The sequence below is a fragment of the Pandoraea horticolens genome (assembly GCF_902459555.1).
GTDB lineage: Bacteria > Pseudomonadota > Gammaproteobacteria > Burkholderiales > Burkholderiaceae > Pandoraea > Pandoraea horticolens.
Genome location: NZ_CABPSM010000023.1, coordinates 1 through 23,363, shown reverse-complemented (window position 1 = coordinate 23,363; position 23,363 = coordinate 1). Strand labels below are relative to the sequence as shown.

The following is a 23,363-nucleotide window of genomic DNA, read 5'->3' as shown; positions in this document are numbered from 1 at the left end:
GAGATTTTCCAACGTAGGGTAGGAGGATGGGCGTTCGCGGTAAATGGGATCGGACACCTATGAGGGTAAAGGGAAATACCTAGGGCTTAACCTGCCCGGCTTTTTTGAATTCATACGTTTCACCAAGGAACCGTTCGCCCCATGCGATCCAGGTACTCCAGGCCGGGTTGTCCTCGTTTTGAGAGCAGCACGTTCACGATGTCAGGGATAGTTTCCTCAAGGCTGAACGGTGCCTCCGGCCCGCCGAGCGCAGTGCGAATCCAGCCCGGTGCGAGCAATAGCAGCGCACGGGAATCTCGCTCATGCCGAGCTGCGTAGCTGCGCATGTATTGGTTGAGGGCGGACTTACTGCCGCGATAGACCTCGTGTCCGCCTTTCTCGTTGCTGGAGATGCTGCCTTGCCCGGAAGACATGACGCCGATCAAACCATTGGCGACGACCAAGTCCTGAAACACCTCTACGACGCGCATCGGCGCCAGTGCGTTTGTGACCATGACGCGCACGAATTCTTCCGTGGACACGTCGGCGATCGTTTCATTCTGGTTGGCGTTCGCAGTTCCAGCATTCACGAACAGAATGTCGAACGTGCGATCGGAGAGTCGATTGCGCATTGCGGAAATTTGCGCCTCTTCGGTGACGTCGAGTTGCTCAATCTCGATACGGCCTTCGTTGTCGTCAGCCAAGTCATGAATCTCGGTTCTGGAATTTCCGCGCACGGTGCCAACCACGTTCCATCCTCTTTTCAAGAACTCCGCCGACATGGCAGCCCCGATGCCACGCGAGGCACCGATGAGCAGAATACTGGGGCGAGGTTCGTGGCTAGTTGAGTCACTCATGGCTGCAATGCCTTTATGTGCTTGGATAACCATGATTCTGGAGAGAGAATCTGGTTTGCACCAGACGCGTGAGATGCAATAATCGATTGCACTGGATGCACAGAAAATTCAAGGGCTGTCTGTGATGCAAAACGTGGACTTGAACCTTCTCACATCGCTGGACGTGCTGCTCACCGAGCGCAGCGTGACAAAAGCGGCGCGACGACTGGGCTTAAGTCCCTCCGCGATGAGCAGAGCGCTCTCCAGGCTTCGCGTAGCCACAGGGGACCCATTGCTTGTGCAGGCCGGCAGGTCGCTTGTCCCAACCGCTTACGCAGAACAACTCACCGAGCATGTGCATGAACTTGCACGCAATGCCCGGGCCGTGTTGCAGCCCGTGAACAACACCCTTGATGTTTCGACCTTGGAACGGACGTTTACGATCCGGGCCAATGATGGGTTTGTCGATCTCGTCGGTGCCTCGCTGATGGCCGCGATCGCGCAGGCGGCGCCCCATGTTCGAATTTGTTTTGTCCCGAAGCGCGATAAGGAGGTGCAGCCGCTACGGGAGGGCATGATCGACCTGGAGGTTGGGGTGATTGGAACCAAGGCGCCGGAATTGAAAACCCGGCTTCTGTTTCAAGACCGATTTGTCGGAATTTGTCGAACAGGCCATCCTCTCCTGAGCAAGCCGGGCGTGACTGTCGAACGCTATGCCAGTTGCCTTCACGTGGTCGTATCGCGCAAGCGCGAATTTTCTGGCCCCGTGGACGATGCTTTGGATCAGTTGGGGCTGCGCAGAACCGTTGTTTTGGTCGTACCCGCGTACACCAATGCGATGCAGATCGTTCGCCATTCGGATCTCATCGGGCTCGTTCCGCGTTCATGCCTTGGCATTGAGGCGCTGAACGACACCTCCGTCAGCACCGCCATTCAGCACTTCGACCTGCCAGTGCAAACCCATCCCATCAAGGTGTCCGCTATTTGGCACCCAAGACTTCACGCAGATCCCGCTCATCGCTGGCTCCGAGAAACGATCCTGACGGTTTGCAAGAATGCACGGGGGACTCGGACGGCGCTTTGAGGCGGCATTCGACGCGCGTTAATTTGAATTGGCGACTGCCCCCTATCGCGTTCAGATCGCCCGGCATCACAGCGACGCAGGGTTGGCGGTCACCGTCTCCAGCTTGTCGATCGCCTCGCTCGGCAATCTCAGTTCGGATGCAGCCAGGTTCTGCCGCAGGTGCTCGACCGAGGAGGTGCCGGGAATGAGCAGCATATTGGGGGAGCGCTGCAACAGCCAGGCCAGCGCCACCTGCATGGGCGTTGCATCCAGTTCTGCCGCCACCGCCGACAGAGCATTCACCTGCAGTGGAGAGAAGCCTCCGAGCGGGAAGAAAGGCACGTAGGCGATGCCATCGATCGCCAGTTGCTGAACCAGCGCATCGTCACCACGGTGCACCAGGTTGTAGTGGTTCTGCACGCAGGCAATATCGCAGATCCTGCGCCCATCCTCGACCTGCCGGGCCGTCACGTTGCTCAACCCGATATGGCGAATCAACCCCTGTTGCTGCAGTTCGGCCAAGGCTGACAGCGGCGCTTCGAGCGAGCCTTCTGCGGGGCCGTGAACGCTCAGCATGCTGCGCAGGTTCACCACCTCCAGCACGTCGAGGCCAAGATGGCGCAGGTTATCGTGAATGGCCTGGCGCAGCGCAGCGCGCGACATTGCCGGTATCCACGAGGCATCCGAGCCGCGCCGGGCACCCACCTTAGTGACGATCACCAGATCGTCAGAGTAGGGGTGCAACGCCTCGCGAATGATCTGGTTGGTGATGTGCGGGCCGTAGAAGTCACTGGTGTCGATGTGATTGACGCCACTTTCCACCGCTGTGCGAAGCACGGCCACTGAAGCCGCCCTGTCTCTGGGTGGACCAAAGACGCCGGGCCCGGCCAGTTGCATGGCGCCGTAGCCCATCCGTCCGACATCACGACTGCCGAGACGGAATTTGCCGACCTGATTGATGGCTTTCATCGAGATTTCCTTTCAAGAAATACACAATGTATTCAACTAGATCTCGTGCGATAAGTAGGTGCACTTGGTACAGTCTGTGCACTTTGGCGAACAATGGAGTGAATTTCAATGGCAGAACAACTCAGCGACCTGGCGGCATTCATGGCCGTCGCCCGGGCCGGTGGCTTTCGTGAAGCGGCCCGGGCCGGCGGTGTCAGTGCGTCAAGCCTGAGCGAGGCCCTGCGACGGCTGGAGGCGCGGCTGGGTGTACGCCTGCTCCACCGCAGTACGCGCAGCGTGTCGCCGACCGAGGCCGGCGCGCGATTGCTGGAACGGCTCGGCCCGGCGCTCGGTGAGATCGAGGCCGCGCTCGACGTCGTCAACGGCTTTCGGGATCGTCCGGTCGGGACACTGCGGCTCAATGTACCAGCCAGCGCGGCGCGGCTGGTATTGCCTAGCCTGGTGCCGCCCTTCTTGGCCGCCTACCCGGACATCCTTCTGGACGTGGTGGTCGAGGAGGGGTTTGTCGACATCCTCTCTGCGGGATGTGACGCCGGCATCCGTTACGAGGAGCGCCTGGCCCAGGACATGATCGCCATCCCCATCGGTCCGCGCCGGCAGCGCATGGCGACGGCGGCCGCTCCCGCCTATCTCGCAGCGCGCGGATGCCCGCACCATCCGCGCGACCTGCTGAACCACGCCTGCCTGCGTGGCCGTTTTGCCAGCGGCGCCATGCCGGCTTGGGAATTCCAGCGCAAGGCCGAGGTGGTGACCGTGGAGCCCGGCGGGCCCTTGATTGTTCGGATAAGCGGCGGGGTGGATCTGGCGGTCGATGCAGCCGTCGCGGGGTGTGGCGTCATCCACCTTTTCGAAGACTGGTTGAGACCTCACCTCGATAGTGGCGCCCTGGTGCCGGTGCTGGAGACGTGGTGGCGGCCCTTCACCGGCCCCTTCCTGTACTATCCGGGCCGGCGCCATCTGCCGGCGCCGCTTCGGGCCTTCGTGGATTTTGTTCAGGCGCAGCGGGTCGGTGCTTGAGGTCCAATGCCAGCATCAGGCTCGCCACGACTCCAGCCCCCTGCGATTCACACATTCGTGAACCAAGATCACGCAGAGGCTTCTTGCTCACAGATCGCGGAACATCATACCCATGCGCTGACGCGTCAGTGCCCTTGCGGGCAAACAGAAAGGGGCCCGACGACCTTGTGGCAGGCCTTGTTCTTCCTATGGAGCAACGCCGCAACAATGGCCATGTAAAGCGCTGTCCCCCAATGCATGAAAATGGGTGGCGCGAAGCCGAGATGGCTCAGAATGACAAAACCATCACCAATCGCGATGAAAACCGCGATGGTGTAGATGGTTGCGATCGAGTACAGTCCGGCGCTCATCTACGAGTACTTTAAAAACAAGGATGAAATCCTGCTTGCCCTAATGCGGCAGGGATTCGGACGCCTTCATGAAGCGCTCGTGAAAGCTGCCGGCGCAGCGCAGACACCGGCGGCTGCCGTCGAAGGACTCGGACTCGCTTACTGGGCGTTTGCCCTTAAGAGCCCCACGCTGTATCAATTGATGCACGGTTTGCGCGGCGTTCCTTTCGGCACAAATCAAACACCTCCGGAAGCGCGTGCTTGCTTTGAAGATTTGCACGTGCCGATAGAACGCTTGATGGTCGCGGCAGGCACGCATGAATCAAGGGACAGTGAAGCGCAAGCGGACTTGTATTGGGCGTCTTTGCACGGACTCGTGTCGTTGTGCATGAATCAACGCATTAAAGGCGGGACGAAACGCGCATCAACTTTGGTTCACCGATTGGCGCGCGACTTCATTCAAAGCTGCGCTACCTCACCGTAAGCGTCTGCTGACTGAGGTTGCACTTGAATTTCGGAGTCCATAGCGCCATAGCCTGGGGAATGGATCAGGGATCCGACGCTGGAGCGCTTGGTGTCATCATTGAAAGCGTCCCATCGTGGACGCTGGATTAGGCCCCGACCACCATCGGTCTGAAGCCACGGTCCATGATACGGTCCACGCCGGGCTTTTCGCCTACCGAATTCAGTGAAAGGTAGCGTAGGCAGCAGACGCGTAAGAACGATGCGAAATTGACCGGCGGCTCACCCCGCAAGACCGTCAGCTCGTCATAGAGTTTGGCCGCAAACTGGCTGGTCGTCGAATGTTCGCGTACTGCGATTTCTTGCAGAACATCCCAGAAGAGATTTTCCAGGCGAACCGTCGTGACGACACCGTGAATGCGAAGAGAACGAGTGCGGGATTCGTAGACGATTGGGTCGGCAGTGATATAGACGTTACACATGAGTCATCCCCTTCATCGCAAAAAAACAAAGATGCGACTGGATGTATAGCTAGCCATCCAGCCGCGCTTTAAGCGTCGCTACCCGTCTCCAATGCTACAAGGTTTCAGATGTGACGTTTGCCCATCTGATCCGCGATGTAATCGGCTTGCCGAATGGCCAGGGTAACGATCGTGAGCGTGGGATTCTCACCGGCACCCGTGGTGAATTGACTGCCGTCGGAAATGAACAGATTCGGAATGTCATGCGTTTGCCCAAATCCGTTGCAGACCCCATCCTGGGCACGCGCACTCATACGTGCCGTGCCCAGATTGTGCGTCGACGGGAAGGGGGGAGAACGGAACGTCGACTTCGCACCAACCGCCTCGTACACGGCCTGCCCCTGCTTGTACGCGTGATTGCGCATGGCGGTATCGTTGTCGTGATCGTCAAAATGGACGTTCGCCACCGGCAGACCGTACTGATCCTTGACGTCCTTGTTCAGCGTCACGCGGTTTGTCGCTCGGGGCATATCCTCGCCGACGATCCACATCGATGCAGTGTGAGCGTATTCATCCATGGCTTGCGTGAACTTTGCGCCCCAGGTACCTGGATCGTAAAACGCGGCGAAGAAGGGCAGCCCGACCGAAAGTGTCTCCAGATGATAGCCACCTGCGAAACCTCGCTTCGGGTCGTGGTGTGCCTCATCTTCGATGATTCCGGCCATGGTAGTGCCTTTAAACATCTCCACGGGCTTGTCAAAGACCCCGTACACGGTGCCGGTAGTGTGACGCATGTAATTGCGCCCCACCTGGTCGGAGGAATTGGCCAGGCCGTTAGAGAATTTGCCCGACGCCGAATTCAGGAGCAAGCGCGGCGTTTCGATGGAATTGCCCGCAACTGCGACGATGCGAGCCTTCTGGCGCTGAAGTTTGCCTTTGACGTCGTGGTACAGCACCGCGGTAACCTTGCCTTCGGCATTGTGCTCGATGCTCACCACATGCGATTGCGGGCGAAGCTCCATATGGCCTGTGGCTTGCGCCTTGGGAATCTCGGTGTAAAGCGTGGACCATTTGGCGCCGAAGCGGCAACCCTGGAAGCAAAAGCCGCGCTGATAGCAGTGGCTACGGCCATCGCGATTGACGCTGTTGATGGCCATGTGACCGGTATTACACTCCTTGTATCCGACCTTCTTGGCACCGGCTGACATGACCTTGAAGTTGTTGTTCCCAGGCAAACCGGGAAGACCATTCGTGCGGGTCACACCCATCTTCTTTTCTGCCAGATCATAGTACGGCGCTAGATCCTGGAGAGTGACTGGCCAGTCAAGCAGGCTGGTGCCGTCGATCGCACCATATGTGGTGCGCGCTTTGAATTCGTGCGCTTGGAAGCGCAAGCTGGCACCGGCCCAGTGGGTAGTCGTGCCACCGACAGTCTTGCAAATCCACGCGGGCAAGTTCGGAAAGTCCTTTGCCACACGCCACGTACCCGACGTCGTTCGCTTGTCGAGCCAGGACAATAGCTGAAAGGAATCCCACTCCTCCGTCTTGAAGTCCGCTTGCGTATGCAGCGCGCCCGCCTCGAGCACCACCACATCGATCCCCTTTTGAGCGAGTTCGTTAGCCAGGGTGCCACCGCCCGCGCCGGAACCGATGATCACAACGACGCTGTCGTCATTCAGGGAGAAGACCTTACCCTCATCTTTCTTAGCCAATTTGGTTCTCCTCATCACTGTGCGGGGATCGGACCACTGTCTTGCTCAGGGGGATTCGGCAGCCAAGCCAAGTCGTTGAACCCGCTGAACAGATAGCCGCCATCACCTTCGCTGGCGCGATAACCAAAATGCTTGTACGCGAGTGCGTTGCTGTAGAGAGACACGATGCCAGTACTGCGGACGGTCTCAAAGAATGGAGACTTCGAGATGGCTTCTACGTCTTGAATCTGGGCTTGCGCCGGCTGCTTGGTCCAATCCGAGCCGGGAGCTCGCCGATCCAGTTCTCGAATACCATCCACCAGGTGTGTGCGCACGGCGGCATCTTTCTGGGCCTTGCCGTCCAGCGCTTTGACGAGGAGCGCGTAGACAGCATCGTCGAGGTTTTTGTGGGGGAAGATTTGCTTGCTTAGGGCGAGAAGGACTGCCCCTTGATGTGTGCTCAGGCGCTGTAGTTCAGCAGCCCAGACTCGGCTGGGAGTCACCATCGCCAGCGTGGACGACAGCGCAAGCGTACCGATCAGGATGCCCGTTCCTCTTAGCATCTCACGGCGTGTTAGCTCGACCTGTATGCCGCTTTCGATGGCTCCGCCTTCCTGGCGCGCAATCGTGATTGTTTTGCCTACCATTTTTGTCTCCTTTGTGGGTTCCGGGCTCTTTGGCCCGATACATCCGCTACTGGTAGTGCCCGTGCTTCTCGAGCACCTCGATCTTGTAGCCATCCGGGTCTTCAATGAAGAAGTAGCGCGCTAGCAAGTCGCCGGATGCATCGTTGAATTCCCGGACTTCCTTCGGTTGAAGTCCCAGGGCTATCAGACGCTCACGCTCGGCGTGAACATCATCGACAACCACGGCAACGTGACCGTACCCATCTCCATGCGAGTACGGCGTTTCTCGCCCTTTGTTCCACGTAAGTTCAATCTCCGCCTCGGTTTCGGCATTGCGGAGATACACAAGAGAGAATTCGTCGAAGTCCAGACGGTGGCTGAGCGTGAGTCCCAACGCGTCCTCATAGAAGCGCAGCGAACGATCCAGGTCGACGACACGAATCATGGTGTGAATGAGTTTTGCCACAGCGTTGTCTTCTTAGTGCGTAATTCGGGTGCCAAGGAGCGTCAGAAACTGAGCCAGCCAGTTGGCATGCGACGTCCATGCGGGTGCGGTCACGAAATTGCCGTCGGTGATGGCGTCGGGCCAGTCGAGAGATTGATAGACGCCACCCGCGAGGGTGACCTCCGGCGCGCATGCCGGATACGCCGAGATGCGCTTGCCTTCAATGACGTCGGCAGCGGCCAGCAACTGAGCGCCGTGGCATACCGCAGCGATTGGCTTCTTTGCCTCCGCGAAATGACGCACAGCGCTGATGACTCGCTCGTTCAGACGCAGGTACTCGGGCGCTCGGCCGCCGGGAATCAGAAGCGCGTCATAGGCGCTCGGCTCCATGGTGGCGAAGTCGGCATTCAACGTGAAATTGTGGCCACGCTTTTCGGTGTAGGTCTGATCGCCTTCGAAATCGTGAATGGCCGTGCGGATCGCTTCACCCGCGCGTTTGTCGGGCGCTACCACATGAACTGTGTGCCCCACTGCGGACAAAGCCTGGAATGGCACCATCAACTCGTAGTCTTCGACGAAATCGCCGGCGATGATCAGAATTCGCTTTCCCATTGTTGCGACCTCCTATATTAGGTGAAGAAGCGATGCGGGAATGAGGCTTGGGTACTACCGAGGGTTTGAGATTGAAATGAAAGCCCTCGAGTGCTTTAGTCGTGACGACAGGTGGCCACGATCACCAATCCGTCACAAACGCGGTCAACTTTTGATCGAGTATATGAAGCCCACGATCGGGCGGGTAATAGAGGGCTAAATGGGGAGAAATCTGGGTGACCTCCCCCCCGAAAAACCGTAGCATCCAAAGCGGTAGATTTCTGGCAAATTTGAAGCCCTGACGGGCAGGAGATTTGTATGAAGAAATCGAAGTTCACCGATGAGCGGATAGCTTCCGCGCTGAAGCAAGCCGAAGTGGGTACCACGGTGGCAGAAGTGTGCCGGAAGACGGGTATTTCCGAAGCCACGTTCTACATATATGGACTGTCCTAGATAGCAAGTTGATGTTTTGACGAGCACGGGAGTCGATTGCGTACATATATCCGGCGTCATGGGTAAGCACGAGCTGGTTAATTTTTTGATTCAAGCGTATCGGGCGAGCATCCGGCGGGCAACAGCGGTATTGCAGCTACGCCGGGCCACGTACTTCTCTGTGCCGAGCCCACGTGATGACCGTGCCGAGCGTCGGCGCATCCGGGAGATTGTCGAAACTCGGGTACGTTATGGCGTAGAGCGCATTCACGTTCTACTGCGACGCGAAGGCTGGTTGATCAATCACAAGAAGACCTACCGAATCGACTGCGAAGAGGGACTGAATCTGCGGCGCAAGCGGCCTCGTCGTCGTGTCGCTGCCGCGCTCCGCATGGAGCGTCCGGAAGTCTCTACCGTGAACGCCTGCTGGGGCATGGATTTCGTGGCCGATCAGCTATTCAACGGACAGAAAATCCGGGCCTTGACTGTAGTCGATGGTTTTAGTCGGGAGAGCTTGGCGTTTACCGTCGATTACGCCTTGAAGGCGGGGGATGAATGCCTGAACGCGCACTGGTTCTTGTCATTGAGCGATGCGCGCGACAAGATCCAGATTCGGGAATAACTCTCTCGATCCGTGGCGCTTACTCATTCGGGGGCACTACGGAACACACAATGTCGTGAGCCTGCGCGATCACCCACCCGCGGACGCCCGCCTTTCGCTACGGCTACACAACCGGCAGCAGCGGTTGCAGAACCCTCCACAGCTCATCGTCATAGAGGGCCTCTCTCGAAGTCAAGATTGATAGATGTAAAGAGCAACGCCCAAAGACGCTGCGTAACTGCTTCCCCGTCCTCGTCATGGGCCAGTGTCCATACGTCGTCCGAGAATAAGGAAGGGGACGCATCGAAAAATCCCGTTACGGATAGGTGGGGAAACATACCCTCGTTTGTATTCCAGCCGACCGTGTACCATTTGGCACTGTGATCGAGAATGTCGGCATCCGAAAGCAGCTTTACGTCCTTATAGCCCTTGTAACCATAAAAAATATGCTAGCAAGATTGCCTCTGACCGGCACTTTGTCGAAATAAACTTGCGTTATCAGATCTTTGCGTTCTGGAGGCACCATTATCGCTTGACCATATTGGGCCCCGTTCGATGAACCGAGATAATAGCCATCCTTCTGACTGACCAGGTAATACGGATCGCCTGGGACGACGTTCGTCGGGAGGATTGCAGGCTGCGACGCGAGCGACGGCTTGTTCAGCGTCGATGGAGCATTCAGGTTCACGGATTCCAGTGACCCGGCGGGCAGGACATTTGCTGATGATTCCGGTTGGGACTTTTCCATTCGCTTTCTCCCCGGATTCGGCCACCCGACGGTGGGGCGGTCACACAAATTCCCTTTGGGGGCACTTCTTCGTGCTCCCCGCCTACCGCCGTACACCAGATCCGGGATTAGCGTACGTCATGTGCCAGACCGCGTGATCGGTACCGAATGTTTGATGTGCCAGGTGCACCACCCCGTTGAAAACGGCCATCGCGGGATAATCATTAACGGACTGAGAGAGTGTGGGGCTCGGGTGATCCGGGTCTTCATTCCCATAAGCGACTTGAAGTTGCTTATTGCCGGAGCGGTTCGCGTATGCCAGGATGTGCCATTTTGGAACATACGAAACAGCGGCATAAATCGGGTCTACGGATGATGCAATGTGTCCATTGTTGGGCATAACGCAGTCCTCACGTTCCGCTTCCCATTTCGCACAACAAATCACTATTCGACCACGCCCGACGAGACGAGGCTCCTGCATCCGCGTTCCGGCAAGTGGCACAAGCCCGAACGGCCGTATCAGGGTGTGGCCGCGCTTAGTGCAGTCGCGCAACGTCGTGGTACGTCGGCGACCCGAGTGGCGAGGAGGCGACTGATCCAGTTAATGTCTAATCCGAATTGATGTCAAGTTTAGTGCGCGAGCTGGACGTGCTTGATCGCGGCTACGCGCTCATTTTTCGCGGTCGTGAAGCAACCTACCTTGGCGCGATTTTCAGCCAGCATTATCCGCAACTGACGAGCTTCAGTGCGGGGAGGGGCGAGGGCTTCTCAAGCCATTGCTTCGAATGACGGTGCCCAGTCGTCACCGACAAACCAGGCTGGCGCGTCACGCTCCTTCACCCCATGCCGCCACGCCCCAGGAAGGTCGCGGCGGGTTCAAACGCTAAACGCTGGCAATCACACTGCGGTCCTGCGAATTTCAGTCAACGCTTGCTCTGCCCACGTATCGAGCGTGCCGCCGAGAAGCGCTTTCACCCCATCGTCCTCCCACTTGGGGTTCTGCGTCTGCCACGTCGTCACGCGCTGGTCGCCGAGATGGTCGTAGTCGAGGTGGCCCATCCAGTAGTGGTGAAACACCTTGATGGGCACTATGCCCGCGACGCGGCGTGCATTGCCCGGATACCGTTCGGCGAACACCGCATAGACAGAGTTCGCTTCGCGCAGCTGGCCGACTTTGATCCGCTCGGTGAGCGTTTGAAGTATGGCGTCGGCGCGCGCGCTGGATTCACGCACGAAACGAATGGCTGCCCGTGTACTTTCGAGCAGCGCCGGATCAAGCGCGACGTCACTATGGGACATCGACGGGTCCGGCACACGCTTGCTATTAGTAGCAAAGATCGACAGGCTCTCTGCATTCCGAGCCGCCCGTACAGTGGTGTCCTCGTCTTCCGTCATTTGAGAGACCATGCGCTCAACGGTCAGGCTCATGTCACGAGCGAAATCGCCTTTGACATCGTTTTGATCCAGGCCAATGAGCTTTACGGCGCGGAGCAGGTTGGGGTTTAGGCTCAAGAACCTTTCCTGGGCCGCGCGCACCGCGTCAGGGGTCCTTTCCGTGAACGCTAAGGATTGCGCTGCAAAATAGTGATACTCGGAGACAACATTCTGGCCATCGTAGTGCATCGAACAAAGCAGGCGGGCTCTGTCATCGAGATCGAAAGGGGGGAGGTTCGCCATGGTGTTTTCCGTAACAGCGTGGCACAGGATTTCAAAATCCCCTATTTGGAAAACGGGAGGGTCATTGTCGGAGATCTGCCACGTCAACAAGTCTTGCCGTGCAGGCGCCACATACCGTTTAAGTTCAGAAAACGAGGTCAGTTGTTGTGCCAGCGTGTCCGCGTGAGCGAGGCGAAAAAGAGCGACCTTGGCAGCCTCGACTTTTGTGCCAAGAAACCAGTCGGCGATTTTTCCCCATAGACTGACCACATCTTTCTCGCGCTGAGCGGTTACGCTTGCACGAATATCATTTTCGTTGATCGATCGAGAGTACAAAAATCCACTAAGACGAATATCCATACGTTCGGGTAGCGACGACGAATCGCTTCTCGTTCTGAGTAATTAGTGAGAGTCCGCTTATGCCGGTCGATTACCTCAGTCCGGCGACTCAATAATGGCCTGTTGTTGAACATACGGCTTTCAGAAAACGATCGTAAGCGCTCAGACAGGGACGCCCTAGCGTTGTAGCCATTGGATTGGCAAGCTTGCGGACGCAAACATGGATGAAGTCAACGAAATCGATTGTTTCCCGCTTCGGGTTCTGCGGGTACGATCCAATACCGTCGTTTTGCCTTGGATGATGTCCACAGCGCCCTCTTGCGCTTCGCCGTCCACTGTTTGATGTCTTCTTCCATTCTTGTGCTCATCGTCGATTACGACGTGAGCAGGTTTTCACTGGGTCATTACAACGTCGCGTCCGATATGCTGTGCTTGCGGCACAGGTCCGCGACCTTCATGCCTGCATCGGCCTCCTTCAGCACTCCAATAATTTGTTCTTCGCTAAATCGCGACTTCTTCATGACAAGGTTTCTCCTGCGGCCTTGCCACTAACTTTACAGTGGGATACTTCGGAGGGGAAAGGTCAACTGAGGCTCTTTTACGCCTTCGTTCTTATCGCTTTTCTTAATTGCAGCTTTGCCAACGTCTCGATGGCTTGATGCTGGCAGTCGGCAAATTGAATTGTTCAGGGCTGACTACCTAACGCCCAACGAGTTCAAGCAGCGATATTGTTCAACTGAAACAATCGAGGCCATTCTCAAAAATTGAAACTGATCCGAAGAAACTAGGCAAGTGAGAAACATGAGGAGAAAAATATGAGGGCAGTAATCTGCAAACTCGCCTTTTTGACACTGATCTTTGGTCCCTATGTAGCGGAGGGACGTGAATTAAAGCAGGATGGTTTTCGCACTCTTATTATTACCAAGGGTGGCGGTGGTGATGCTGCGGGTGCCGTAGTCATACGCAATCGTTGGCACCGGGGTATGCCTGACTTGGTCAATCTGTCCCAAATGCCTTTAGATGAACTCGAGCTAGGCAAATACAATTGCGTACTTGTTATCGGACAGGGCGCCGCAAACGATGTCGTCCAGTCAGACACCATCAGTGCAAAGCTCTCCGGGAAGAGAGTCGGACTTTATGCTCATCTTATCGACCAGAATACGCTCGAACTGCTTCAGAAATTGGGGGAGCGCACGGTGCTCAATCTGTTTTTCACCCGGTCGCAGTTGACCTTGCTCAAACTGAGGAGCATTTCGGGGTATCGCCTCCTTGATTCTCAGCGAAACCAAGTCTGGAGGAAAGCCTCGCAGATCATCGCAACTGTTTCGGCTGCCAAGCTTGCCGCTAGCGATGTCAAGGGCTCTCCGCTTACTGCAGCGGATGATGTCATCTGGCTTGGCGGCAGTTATACAACCTCCTCCGGCAATCGGCGTTTATTCACCGAAGCTGAAATTGTCGGGGCTCTGAAACCCCTGCGAGGAGGAGTTGTACCTGGTTCGTCTGTCGCCATTATGCTGGCCCCGCGTGTTTTCGAGGGGGTAATTGGCGCGGAAGAGAAGGGCAAACTGCTTGTAGCGATCCGTGATGTCTTCAGCCAGAACGAAGTCACCTTCTACGGCAATGAGACACTAATTTCGGATATTGGAAACGCAGGCGTTTCCCTCAGAACCGCTCCCTCTTATGAAGAGCTTATGCGGTTGCCATGGTCTGCTCGTACGAGACATTACGCCTCCGTGGATCAATATAACCTATTCGCAGACATGAAACCTAAAATGGAACCCTTCCTGCTCGACCCGAACGATGCCGATCAGGCCTTATATGCAGTTGATTACATAAGTGGGAACCGCGCTAATCTGACCTCGGCAATTCTAAAGCACGGGTGTGATAAAAATAACTGACCCTGCCACGTTTTCCGACCAGTCCCGCCGGGCCTGTCAGGAATTTCGTGTTCGAGGCATAACATGCTCCCAACAAGGAGAACGTATGCCACGCATGACCCTGACCCAAGAAATAGTCCGGTTCAAAAGTAGAGAAATTCGGCATGATGTGTCTGACCGGACACGAAGGCCATGCCATAAAGACGAGTTAATTTACGGAAGAGCAAATCGCATTTGCATTGAAGCAAGCCGAGCTGGGGACGAAGGTCGAAGAGATCTGCCGCAAGCTCGGAATATGCGAGGCGGCTTTCTACATATATGGACTGCCCTAGATAGCAAGTTGATGTTTTGATGAGCACGGGAGTCGATTGCGTACATATATCCGGCGTCATGGGTAAGCCCTGCGCCTAACTGGAAATCCCCGCACGAACAGGCCTCAACAACTGGAAGACCTCAAGGGCCGTCATAAAAATCAGGTTCCCTGTTCGCCGGATCGACCGGTGTGCCACTGTCAATCGTCAACGCATCGTCGGTGGAGGTACTCCAGTGAGCGATTCATGCAAGTGCCGATGGCGAGCTTATGTAACAGTGAGACTGCCCGCAATGGGCCATCTGGCGATGGCGGGCACATCGCGAACAAGAACTTCTATCAGGCAACGCCATGCTTCCCATTTCCGGCGCACAGGCTCAGTGCCTCCAGCCCTCAGTGGCTGCATCAACCTCAACACCACCCCGACAAAGCGCACAGCAGCCGCCGACGCTGACCGCCAGCGTGCGTGCGGTATATCAGGCCGGTGAGTCATCCGGCATGCCGTCGAGTCCGCTTCAACATCCCTCTCGCCCACCAACAGCAGCAGTACTTGACGCAGTGCTGGACATGCAAGGAATACCGGCGTTGCATACCGGTGCGTTCTTTGGCATGCCGTCGAGTCCGCTTCAACATCCCTCTCGTCCACCAACAGCAGCAGTACTTGACGCAGTGCTGGACATGCAAGGAATACCGGCGTTGCATACCGGCGCGTTCTTTGGCATGCCGTCGAGTCCGCTTCAACATCCCTCTCGTCCACCAACAGCAGCAATACTTGACGCAGTACTGGACATGCAAGGGGTACCGGCGTTGTATACCGGTGCGTTCTCTGGCATGTCGTCGAGTCCGCTTCAACACCCATCTCGCCCCCCAACAGCAGCAATACTTGACGCAGTGCTGGACATGCAAGGGGTACCGGCGTCGCATGCCGATGCGTTCTCTGGCGTGACGTCGACCTCGGTCCAACGATCGCTGCCCCCCGAAACTCAGGAGACGCATGCCAGCGGCAGCGATCGAAAGCGCGTAGCGCCACAGGACGCAGGCAGCGGGAAAGGTGCTGATTTAATGCCTCCACCGGCCCAGATCCTCCGCAAAGAAACTGGCACGGGGCGCGGCAGAGCGATGGTCACCATCGAGATGTTGCGGGAGTGGCAGCGTCTCGGCAAGCAGAGGATTGATGAGGCGGGGGGACTTGACGGCGTGGCCAGGCAGTACGGCGTCGCGTCCGGCACGCTGAAGCATTACCTGCGTGTAGACGGCACGCTGACGAAGCCCGCCGAGGACCGGCTCAACCCGCCGGGCACGGACATCACCCTTGAGATGTTGCGGGCGTGGCAGCACCTCGGCAAGCAGGGGATTGGTAAAGCGGGCGGGCTTGACGGCGTGGCCAGGCGGTACGGCGTCGTGTCCGGCACACTGAAAAATTACCTTCGCGCAGACGGCACGTTGACGAAGCGCGCCGAGGATCGACTCAACCCGCCTGGCACGGACATCACCCTCGAGATGTTGCAGGAGTGGCAGCGCCTCGGCAAGCTGGGGGTTGACAAGGCGGGGGGACTTGACGGCGTGGCCAGGCAGTACGGCGTCGCGTCTGGTGCGCTGAAAAATTACCTGCGCGCAGACGGCACGCTGACGAAGCCCGCCGAGGATCGGCTCAATCCGCCGGGCACGGACATCACCCTCGACACGTTGTGGGCGTGGCAGCACCTCGGCAAGCAAGGGATCGATGAGGCGGGCGGGCTCGACGGCGTGGCCAGGCAGTACGGCGTTGCGTCTGCCGCACTGAGAATTTACCTGCGCGCGGACGGCACGCTGACGAAGCGCGCCGAGGACCGGCTCAACCCACCGGGCACGGACGTCACCCTCGAGATGTTGCGGGCGTGGCAGCGCTTCGGCGAGCAAGGGATTGATGAGGCGGGGGGACTTGACGGCGTGGCCAGGCAGTACGGCGTCGCGTCTGGCGCGCTGAAACATTATCTGCGTGCAGACGGCACGCTGACGAAGCTCGCCGAGGACCGGCTCAACCCGCCGGGCACGGACATCACCCTCGAGATGTTGCGGGAGTGGCAGCGCTTCGGCAAGCAGGGAATTGATGAGGCGGGCGGGCTTGACGGCGTGGCCAGGCGGTACGGCGTCGCGTCTGGTGCGCTGAAAATTTACCTGCGTGCAGACGGCACGCTGACGAAGCGCGCCGAGGACCGGCTCAACCCACCGGGCACGGACATCACCCTCGAGATGTTGCGGGCGTGGCAGCGCCTCGGCAAGCTGGGGATTGGTAAGGCGGGGGGGCTTGACGGCGTAGCCAGGCAGTACGGCGTCGCGTCCAGCACGCTGAAACATTATCTGCGTGCAGACGGCACGCTGACGAAGCCCGCCGAGGACCGGCTCAACCCGCCGGGCAAGGACATCCCCCTTGAGATGTTGCGGGCGTGGCAGCACCTCGGCAAGCAGGGGATTGGTAAAGCGGGGGGGCTTGACGGCGTGGCCGGGCAGTACGGCGTTGCGTCTGGCACGCTGAAAAATTACCTGCGCGCAGACGGCAAGTTGACGAAGCGCGCCGAGGACCGGCTCCGCAAGGATGGCGCATGATCGATGTGAACCGCAGGTTGTCCGCAGACTGTCTGGTCAGCAAGCGGGGCTGGTCGGAAAACAGTTAATGTGTCAGCCCCCTTCGTGGGGCTGAACTTTCGTTCTGAGCGGCGAGCCGTTGCCGTTCGAACAGAATCCTGACGAAGGAGATTCAGGATTAGTAGCGCCATCTGTCAGCCCCCAGCCGCGGTCTTCATCGGCTTTCCGACATACTTCTGCACCCGCCACAAAAGGGCGATTCCTTCGGTGGACTGCTGTGGGTTAGCTTGGGTGTTGGAATTGGTGGTTATGCTGCCGTAGGCACTGGATTTTTAGCCCGCATGGCCTACCGTAATGCCGCGCTCACGATGTGGACTCCAGCCGTCCATGCCACGCACGCGGCACCTTAACGACCGACCGACTCACGCCAGTCGAGGACCTTAGTCATTCCCACGGTGAATGTAGAAAAAGGTATCTGGCTTGCCGCACGTTTCGAACGTCACGGCGACAGAAGAACATCGAAGCGATAGATGAATGACGCAGATCCGGATAGACAAAATCCGGCTACACAGCGGTTACATGAGCAGCAGAAACGAAAAAGGGTTACAGGAAAATCACCTGTAACCCTTTGATTTTATTGACGGCGCGGATGAGAATCGAACTCGCGACCTTCGCACTGCGAACGCGATGGCACAGATCCACCAACTCCCTGGCGTCGGCCATTACTGTCTTGAAGACGCGCCGCAAGAAATTGTCGAACTGATCAGAACCTTCTTAAGGGCCACGGACACACGCCCGGACGACGGCTTTGCGCACTAGATCGGGTGTTGCCAGTTCGACAAGGCGCCACCATTCGCTTGAGCTTTGTCGACTGACCGCTCCTGGCGATACCCTCCGTTTGTGCGCCCGCCTCCGCCTCTCTCGTAAATTCATCTTATGCGGCGGCCCGTAGCCGCCCTGTGTTTTTGAAAAACAAGCACTCAACTGCGTGAAACCATGCGTCTATTCAGCAAGTGTGATCTCGATTCGCTCTTTCCCCTTGCCCCGATTTTTTCGTTTGAGTTTCACCGCACCGATTTCGCCCGTCGATCTTGGATGCGTCCCGCCGCACGCCATCGTCGCGAAGCCGTCGACCTTCCAGAACCTGCGCTGCGCTCGAACATCGCTGAAATCGGTCACGATCGGCAGATCGCGCTTCGTCAAATCTACCGCTGTCAATTCGATTTCCGCAAACAATGACAGGAGACTTACATCGCTGGCGAAATCGATCCGCGCCTTGTCTTGAGATATATGCGCGCCGATGCGTTCGATACCGGGTCGCAATCGATATACCAGTTGCAAAACCATTTCCGCGGCGAAGTGCAGGCGCATCAGCCTATACCGTCGAGCCCAGTCGATTTGCCATGTGGCCACGTCACCGACTCGCAGCGTATGACCATGCGGCAAGGTGTACGCGATGTCGAGTCCTCGCTTTTCCGCCTTGACCACCGGATAGCCGCCGAACGAGCCGGCGTCGCTTTCCTGTCCACCAGAAAAGGCAAAGAAAATCGTCGAATCCACCTGAATTAGATCACCGTTCACGCGGGTAACGACCGCATCCAAAGTCGTTCGATAAGGGTCATCCCAGAAGATCTTTCGCGTCATTGCCAATCCCATTTTCCTGAAGTCGCCCAACAGGATACTGAGAGCGAGTTCGACTTGGCTTGTACGATCTTGCGACTGGAATGCCGTGATTGCGTCGTTCGAAATGGACTCGATCGATGTGCTTTCGTCCTGCAATCGACGCTTGATTGTGCGATAACTGGCATTGAGCATGCGTATCCGGTACGAAGCCCGTGGTCATCGACGAACCGACCTGCCAGCCGACAAGCATGGCGCCGGTAGCCCGACGGGGCAATCCGCAAGACCTTGCAGATCGGCTCGACCCCGAAGGTGTCGCGATGTTGATCGATGTAGGCCTTCAGGATTTGAGACGACGGTCGAACTCCGCCTGGGCGAAAAACGCGCTGGAGGTCTTGAGAATCTCGTTGGCGCGCCGCAGTTCCTTGACCCCACGCTCCAGGGTCTTGATCCGTTCACGCTCATCCGTGGTCGTGCTGGCGCGCTCTCCATGGTCAATCTGGTCGCGCTTGACCCATCAGTGTCTGTGGCGTGCAGCCGATGAGCGGCGCAATCGCCTCGACCGCTGCCCACATTGACGGATGTTCGCCACGCTGCTCGCGCACTAGGCGCACTGCGCGCTCCCGGATCTCTGGGGAAAACTTGCGTGGCTTCTTGTTCATGGCTCCATTTATATGGACGCCTCCACAAAATCCGGTGCGGTTCAGTCTCCGATACTACTGACCTATGAGTAATGCCGAATCGATAACTACGTAATTCGCAAATGTTTCACTGTTATTTCACGACGGTTGATACAAAGGCGTTGTGGCATCACGTTACTGTGTGCAATGGCGACGTCGCGGATCCATTGTTTGGCTCAAGTGTTCGACACCCTGCCACAGCATGTTGGCGCATGCCAATTTGGGGCCCATCGTTCGACGTATCCACAGCCTGCTGCAAGCACAATGACAAGATGACGGAGTTCACGCGCGATGACCGGCTATGAATCGATCTATGTTTGCAGCGTCTGGTGCCGGTCTGAGCATGGGCAACACGAGCCTGTTACTCATGTGGTCATGAGTGAAATCATTTTCTGGAAATGCTATGAGAACCGAAAACCAAATACGAAGTCTGTCCGATCTGGAATACGTCGCTCAGCGCAGCAACCGAGTACTGACGCTTTTCAGCGGTGGTGTTGATAGCAGTTATGTATTGAGTGTGCTGTCGAAGCACAGGTCGTGCGAGACGATTGCGGTGACCGTCGATCTAGGCGATGGCATCGATAAAGCGGATCTCAATACGATCGCGTCGCACTTTGGGGTCCAATCGATTATATGCGATGGTCGCGAACGGTTTGCCCGGGAAGCGGTGCTGCCGGCATTGCGCTGTAACGCCAAGTACATGTCGCTATATCCGATCAGCGCCTCGCTCTCACGCCCGATCATTTGCAGCATCGCAATGGAACAGGCCGAGAAGTTTGGATGCGAGGTGATTGTACATACTGCTAATCAATCGCAAAATAGCCTGCGTCGACTGAACGGAGCACTAGATCAGCTGAATTTCGACGGGTTCTTCGGAAGCCCCTACGAATATTCCGCGCTAACACGCGAAGAGAAGATCGACGCATTGCGCCGCTGCGGATTGAGCAAATTTCAGGCGCGCGGAACAAGTGGCGACGCCAATCTGTGGTGCCGCGAGTTTGAGTCCGGTTCGCTTGATAATCCGGAATCATTCCTGGTTCCGGGTCATCTTTTTACATGGACGGCCAAGCGACCTGGCGCAAGCTATGCCGACACAATATCGATTGAATTCCACCAGGGAACTCCGGTTGCCATAAACGGAGACGGACTTTCGCTAGTGGAGCTGATTGCACGCCTTAATGAACACGTGGGAGCGTTCGGCGTTGGCCGGTACGCGGGGCTGGAGCATCTGGATCAAGGTGAAAAGGTGTTGGAAGTCCGGGAGGCGCCAGCAGCACACCTCCTCATGGATGCGTACCGGCATCTGGAAATGGCCACACTCGACACGGAATTGCTGCGAGAGAAGCTGGCATTGGAGCAGGTATGGGTGCGGGAAGCAGTTGAAGGCCGTTGGTTCGCCGGACTACGAGGTGCCATCGATCAATTCATGAACCACGTCGCGACGGCGGTGACGGGGTTAGTGCAATACAAACTCCGCGAAGGCGCGGCCGACGTCTGCTCGATTCGAGCGTCCAAACCGCGGTACCTGACCAATCGTGATGCCTGGGAGAAGCAAGTCGCGCGAGTGCGCGGTGCGAGAAGTCTTCTCGCGTTGCACGATGCCGATGCACGTCGCGAATCGAGCATCGGAATTTCTGCACTCGTGAATGGATCCGGTGAACTCGCCAATATGGAATGAGAGAATCTACGAGAGCTTCAGAATATTATTCCTACGGCAATGCGAATGCTTTGCTCGAACGGGCCTATCTTGCGGGAAACATCGCCAACCAGATCAATGAAAGTTCGGCGCACTCCGCTGCGTGGGAGCAGTTTCGCGCCAGATGGCACGAGGTCGAGACCGATCCTTACATGGCCGACGGTGGTCGCTACCGGCGTCGACGTTATTCAGAGTTTCTGGTCGATGTGAAGATGCAGGTTCTTGAACTCTTGCCGCATGTCCCTTATCGACAACCGAGATCGGTGAACTATCTGAACGGGGATATCGACCGGCACTACACGCCAATCACAGAAGCGACCATTGGCAACGTCGTTTTTCAACGGATCGTTTTGGGGGGCTCGAAACTCACAGGCGAAATCCATCCGGGAACGACTTGGCGCCAAGGAAAATATTATCGGCGGTGAAAGTTCTGTGTATGAGGCTAACGGAATCAATTCGCTTCATTCCGTGACGCTGCGAGAGCCGGGTGACTTTTTGTTCCTGGACGATAACCTGACGAAGCATGGTGTTACCCCCATCGCCTGCACCAAGTCGGAGTGCGAGGGCTATCGCGATGTTCTGGTTGCCATGTACTCGAAGGTTTGATCGGTCGACGCTCGACACGGTAATGGTGTGCCCCGACGACTGAACCGACTGCCCGCCGAGCGCGATGGCCGGCAGCGCTGCCGCGTCACCGGCGGTAGCGGCGGGACCGGGTAGGCCACGTCCAGCTACTCGCTGTCGCCGCCCGACTTCTGGTGCCAGTAGAAGGTCGACGTCACGGTTGAATGCCCGTTTCTCAGCCACAGATCATCGCAAGCATACAGGTGCGCCTGCCCAACGGCGTCCAGCTTGAATGGATTTTGGTTGTTGATGAAGCGACTCGAGGTCAATCGCTTTGTCTGGCCCGGTGCTGAGGAGATCGTCACGCTCAGCGTCGAACAACTGCATTGGCTACTCGACGGGATCGATCTGTCCGTGATCCAGAAACATCGCCAGCGTCATTACCTTCGCATCAGCTGAAAGTGGTGCAAAGCGCGGTACGCGGTCGTCTTCGAGGTATCGTACAGATCGGCGATGGCCGCAACCTGGGCCGCGCACTCCGGGCTTTTGTGCGGCAGCCGGTCGAGCCGCTGCCGCAACTGCATCAGCGAGTCAGGCGGGATTGACTTACGCCGCCCGCGGAGCATTGCGCTCCGCTTTCGCACCACTGGCGGTATCTTCGAACATGCGCTCGCAGCCCGCCGCCGCGAGCGCGTCGCGTTGCAGCTCGAGATGCTGATCGTCGGTCGACACCCGTGCGTAGCCGATCAACATACTCATTCGCGGTTGGCCGATGAAAATTCAGTGTAGTCGGACATTGAAATCAGAAAGCCAAAGCGGGACACTTTTTATGCGGCACCTGAAGAGGTTTCAATCATGGGTGGCAAGCATCCATCAAACCTACGTTTGATGGATGAGTGGGAAAGATATCGGGATGCGTCCCGTCTCATTTTTTGGAGAACGTTGAATGTGTGATTCGAAAACTTGCTCGGCGGTAGCCGTAGCGCCAGCCCGTCGAAAGTTCCTGCGCATGACTAGTGTCTCCGCATTCGTCGCAGCGATCGGTGGCATGTCAACCGATTTTGCGGTCGCTGCGAAGGCCAAGGTGTTGCCCAAACCTCAGAACACATTGTCACCTGACGACGCACTCAAGCGTCTGATGGAAGGGAATGCTAGGTATGTATCGGGACTCACTCGGCGCCACGATTTCGCTCATGAGCGAGAAGCGCTCAACGGTGGGCAAAATCCTTATGCTGCGGTATTAGGCTGCGCAGATTCACGAATTGCCCCCGAGTACGCGTTCGACAGCGCACGGGGTGATCTGTTCGTCACGCGTGTCGCAGGCAATTTCATCAACGACGACGTGCTGGGTAGCCTTGAATATGCAGTCGCGGAATTAAAGGTGCCCATAATCGTCGTGCTCGGACACGACAAGTGCGGCGCGGTGGATGCGGCGGTCAAGGTGGCGACGAAGGGTGCGACGTATCCAGGGAGAATCCAGTCGCTCGCAACGGCAATACTGCCGTCGGTGAACAAGATCAAAGGCGAAGCGACGGACCTACTGGGCGCTGCGATTGCGCAGAACGTCCGCGATAGCGTGGTCAATCTGCAAACGCAATCGGCGATCATTCAAGAGGCGGAGAAGGCGGGGAAGCTGAGAATCGTCGGCGGTGTTTATCGTCTCGGCACGGGAAAAATCGACCTCATCGACTGACAGACGCTATTCGTGGCAGCCCCCCGGGCTTGGCCGCGGCGGTCGGCCATGCCGCACTTGACCTGACGGATATTTTCGTACCACGGGTGTCTAGAGAATCACGGCCCCGGTGGTTGAACTACATTCGCTAACCC

General features: G+C 57.3%; 23 protein-coding genes, 5 pseudogenes and 1 other annotated feature. Of the genes and pseudogenes, 14 read left to right on the top strand and 14 right to left on the bottom strand.

What is annotated here, in order from left to right; all coding sequences use genetic code 11:
* Positions 1-119: 119 nt before the first annotated feature.
* Positions 120-836 (bottom strand): SDR family oxidoreductase, encoded by a 717-nt coding sequence (locus PHO31112_RS24480; RefSeq protein ID WP_150624033.1) that lies wholly within the window; start codon positions 834-836, stop codon positions 120-122.
* Positions 837-960: 124 nt separating this feature from the next.
* Here PHO31112_RS24480 and PHO31112_RS24475 point away from each other — a divergent pair, with 124 nt between their 5' ends.
* Entirely contained in the window at positions 961-1,899 is a 939-nt protein-coding gene (locus PHO31112_RS24475) for a LysR family transcriptional regulator (RefSeq protein ID WP_150623956.1), read from the top strand.
* 66 nt (positions 1,900-1,965) lie between these two features.
* Here PHO31112_RS24475 and PHO31112_RS24470 read toward each other — a convergent pair whose 3' ends face one another.
* Positions 1,966-2,847, bottom strand: coding sequence for an aldo/keto reductase family oxidoreductase (locus PHO31112_RS24470; RefSeq protein ID WP_150623954.1), 882 nt, complete (start codon positions 2,845-2,847; stop codon positions 1,966-1,968).
* Positions 2,848-2,955: 108 nt separating this feature from the next.
* Between PHO31112_RS24470 and PHO31112_RS24465 the strand changes: the two genes are divergently transcribed.
* Both PHO31112_RS24465 and PHO31112_RS24460 read left to right on the top strand, forming a co-directional pair.
* Positions 2,956-3,864 (top strand): LysR family transcriptional regulator, encoded by a 909-nt coding sequence (locus PHO31112_RS24465; RefSeq protein WP_150623952.1) that lies wholly within the window; start codon positions 2,956-2,958, stop codon positions 3,862-3,864.
* A 318-nt stretch (positions 3,865-4,182) separates the two neighbouring features.
* Positions 4,183-4,677, top strand: a complete 495-nt coding sequence (locus PHO31112_RS24460; RefSeq protein WP_150623950.1) for a TetR/AcrR family transcriptional regulator — start codon at positions 4,183-4,185, stop codon at positions 4,675-4,677.
* A gap of 127 nt (positions 4,678-4,804) precedes the next feature.
* On the opposite strand, the gene PHO31112_RS24455 is transcribed toward PHO31112_RS24460, so the two are convergent.
* The 5 genes from PHO31112_RS24455 to PHO31112_RS24435 form a co-directional block, all read right to left on the bottom strand.
* Positions 4,805-5,137, bottom strand: a complete 333-nt coding sequence (locus PHO31112_RS24455; RefSeq protein ID WP_010806829.1) for a ribbon-helix-helix domain-containing protein — start codon at positions 5,135-5,137, stop codon at positions 4,805-4,807.
* Positions 5,138-5,241: 104 nt separating this feature from the next.
* Complete coding sequence (locus PHO31112_RS24450; RefSeq protein WP_425495231.1) at positions 5,242-6,828, bottom strand: GMC family oxidoreductase; 1,587 nt, start codon at positions 6,826-6,828, stop codon at positions 5,242-5,244.
* Positions 6,829-6,842: 14 nt separating this feature from the next.
* A complete protein-coding gene (locus tag PHO31112_RS24445; protein ID WP_150623945.1) occupies positions 6,843-7,454 on the bottom strand; it encodes a tat (twin-arginine translocation) pathway signal sequence in 612 nt (203 codons plus the stop codon).
* 46 nt (positions 7,455-7,500) lie between these two features.
* Positions 7,501-7,899: a VOC family protein gene (locus tag PHO31112_RS24440; protein ID WP_150623943.1), complete on the bottom strand. Its 399-nt coding sequence runs from the start codon at positions 7,897-7,899 to the stop codon at positions 7,501-7,503.
* Between the two features lie 12 nt (positions 7,900-7,911).
* Positions 7,912-8,490 (bottom strand): DJ-1/PfpI family protein, encoded by a 579-nt coding sequence (locus PHO31112_RS24435; protein WP_150623941.1) that lies wholly within the window; start codon positions 8,488-8,490, stop codon positions 7,912-7,914.
* A 297-nt stretch (positions 8,491-8,787) separates the two neighbouring features.
* On the opposite strand from PHO31112_RS24435, the gene PHO31112_RS24430 reads away from it, so the two are divergent.
* Positions 8,788-8,922, top strand: coding sequence for a transposase (locus tag PHO31112_RS24430; protein ID WP_150623939.1), 135 nt, complete (start codon positions 8,788-8,790; stop codon positions 8,920-8,922).
* A gap of 58 nt (positions 8,923-8,980) precedes the next feature.
* Positions 8,981-9,523 (top strand): IS3 family transposase, encoded by a 543-nt coding sequence (locus PHO31112_RS24425; protein ID WP_150623937.1) that lies wholly within the window; start codon positions 8,981-8,983, stop codon positions 9,521-9,523.
* Between the two features lie 391 nt (positions 9,524-9,914).
* Here the strand turns inward: PHO31112_RS24425 and PHO31112_RS24420 are convergent, their stop codons facing one another.
* Entirely contained in the window at positions 9,915-10,250 is a 336-nt protein-coding gene (locus tag PHO31112_RS24420; RefSeq protein ID WP_150623935.1) for a hypothetical protein, read from the bottom strand.
* A gap of 600 nt (positions 10,251-10,850) precedes the next feature.
* Here PHO31112_RS24420 and PHO31112_RS27450 point away from each other — a divergent pair.
* Positions 10,851-11,018 (top strand): hypothetical protein, encoded by a 168-nt coding sequence (locus PHO31112_RS27450; RefSeq protein ID WP_217427074.1) that lies wholly within the window; start codon positions 10,851-10,853, stop codon positions 11,016-11,018.
* 108 nt (positions 11,019-11,126) lie between these two features.
* Here the strand turns inward: PHO31112_RS27450 and PHO31112_RS24415 are convergent, their stop codons facing one another.
* From PHO31112_RS24415 to PHO31112_RS24410, 3 genes and pseudogenes are all read right to left on the bottom strand, one after another.
* A complete protein-coding gene (locus PHO31112_RS24415) occupies positions 11,127-12,245 on the bottom strand; it encodes a hypothetical protein (protein WP_150623933.1) in 1,119 nt (372 codons plus the stop codon).
* A 243-nt stretch (positions 12,246-12,488) separates the two neighbouring features.
* Positions 12,489-12,592: pseudogene (locus tag PHO31112_RS28290) on the bottom strand (DUF1153 domain-containing protein); the annotation flags it as partial.
* Between the two features lie 42 nt (positions 12,593-12,634).
* Positions 12,635-12,745 (bottom strand): annotated as a pseudogene (locus PHO31112_RS24410) (transposase); the annotation flags it as partial.
* Between the two features lie 294 nt (positions 12,746-13,039).
* Between PHO31112_RS24410 and PHO31112_RS27445 the strand changes: the two are divergent.
* The 3 genes and pseudogenes from PHO31112_RS27445 (at position 13,040) to PHO31112_RS24395 (ending at position 16,997) form a co-directional block, all read left to right on the top strand.
* Entirely contained in the window at positions 13,040-14,122 is a 1,083-nt protein-coding gene (locus PHO31112_RS27445) for a hypothetical protein (protein WP_217427072.1), read from the top strand.
* Positions 14,123-14,313: 191 nt separating this feature from the next.
* Positions 14,314-14,415, top strand: a pseudogene (locus tag PHO31112_RS24400) (transposase); the annotation flags it as partial.
* Between the two features lie 1,058 nt (positions 14,416-15,473).
* Positions 15,474-16,997, top strand: a complete 1,524-nt coding sequence (locus tag PHO31112_RS24395; RefSeq protein WP_150623931.1) for a hypothetical protein — start codon at positions 15,474-15,476, stop codon at positions 16,995-16,997.
* 981 nt (positions 16,998-17,978) lie between these two features.
* Here PHO31112_RS24395 and PHO31112_RS24390 read toward each other — a convergent pair.
* Positions 17,979-18,620, bottom strand: a complete 642-nt coding sequence (locus PHO31112_RS24390; protein ID WP_150623929.1) for an alanyl-tRNA editing protein — start codon at positions 18,618-18,620, stop codon at positions 17,979-17,981.
* 215 nt (positions 18,621-18,835) lie between these two features.
* Positions 18,836-19,258, bottom strand: a pseudogene (locus tag PHO31112_RS24385) (IS3 family transposase); the annotation flags it as partial.
* Positions 18,866-18,982, bottom strand: a sequence feature (AL1L pseudoknot). (Overlaps the previous pseudogene by 117 nt.)
* A gap of 421 nt (positions 19,259-19,679) precedes the next feature.
* Here PHO31112_RS24385 and PHO31112_RS24380 point away from each other — a divergent pair.
* The 4 genes from PHO31112_RS24380 (at position 19,680) to tnpB (ending at position 21,995) form a co-directional block, all read left to right on the top strand.
* Positions 19,680-20,954, top strand: coding sequence for an argininosuccinate synthase-related protein (locus PHO31112_RS24380; RefSeq protein ID WP_150623927.1), 1,275 nt, complete (start codon positions 19,680-19,682; stop codon positions 20,952-20,954).
* Positions 20,951-21,397: a 2OG-Fe dioxygenase family protein gene (locus PHO31112_RS27975; RefSeq protein WP_150623925.1), complete on the top strand. Its 447-nt coding sequence runs from the start codon at positions 20,951-20,953 to the stop codon at positions 21,395-21,397. The genes PHO31112_RS24380 and PHO31112_RS27975 overlap by 4 nt, the downstream gene beginning before the upstream one ends.
* Positions 21,398-21,404: 7 nt before the next feature.
* The gene (locus PHO31112_RS27970) at positions 21,405-21,578 is read left to right on the top strand and encodes a 2OG-Fe dioxygenase family protein (protein WP_174995869.1); all 174 of its coding nucleotides are present in this window, start codon (positions 21,405-21,407) and stop codon (positions 21,576-21,578) included.
* Positions 21,579-21,824: 246 nt separating this feature from the next.
* Positions 21,825-21,995 (top strand): IS66 family insertion sequence element accessory protein TnpB, encoded by a 171-nt coding sequence (tnpB, locus tag PHO31112_RS24365; RefSeq protein ID WP_343042796.1) that lies wholly within the window; start codon positions 21,825-21,827, stop codon positions 21,993-21,995.
* A 168-nt stretch (positions 21,996-22,163) separates the two neighbouring features.
* Here tnpB and PHO31112_RS24355 read toward each other — a convergent pair.
* Positions 22,164-22,289 (bottom strand): annotated as a pseudogene (locus tag PHO31112_RS24355) (recombinase family protein); the annotation flags it as partial.
* Between the two features lie 385 nt (positions 22,290-22,674).
* On the opposite strand from PHO31112_RS24355, the gene PHO31112_RS24350 reads away from it, so the two are divergent.
* Positions 22,675-23,229 (top strand): carbonic anhydrase, encoded by a 555-nt coding sequence (locus PHO31112_RS24350; protein ID WP_246178539.1) that lies wholly within the window; start codon positions 22,675-22,677, stop codon positions 23,227-23,229.
* Positions 23,230-23,363 lie beyond the last annotated feature (134 nt).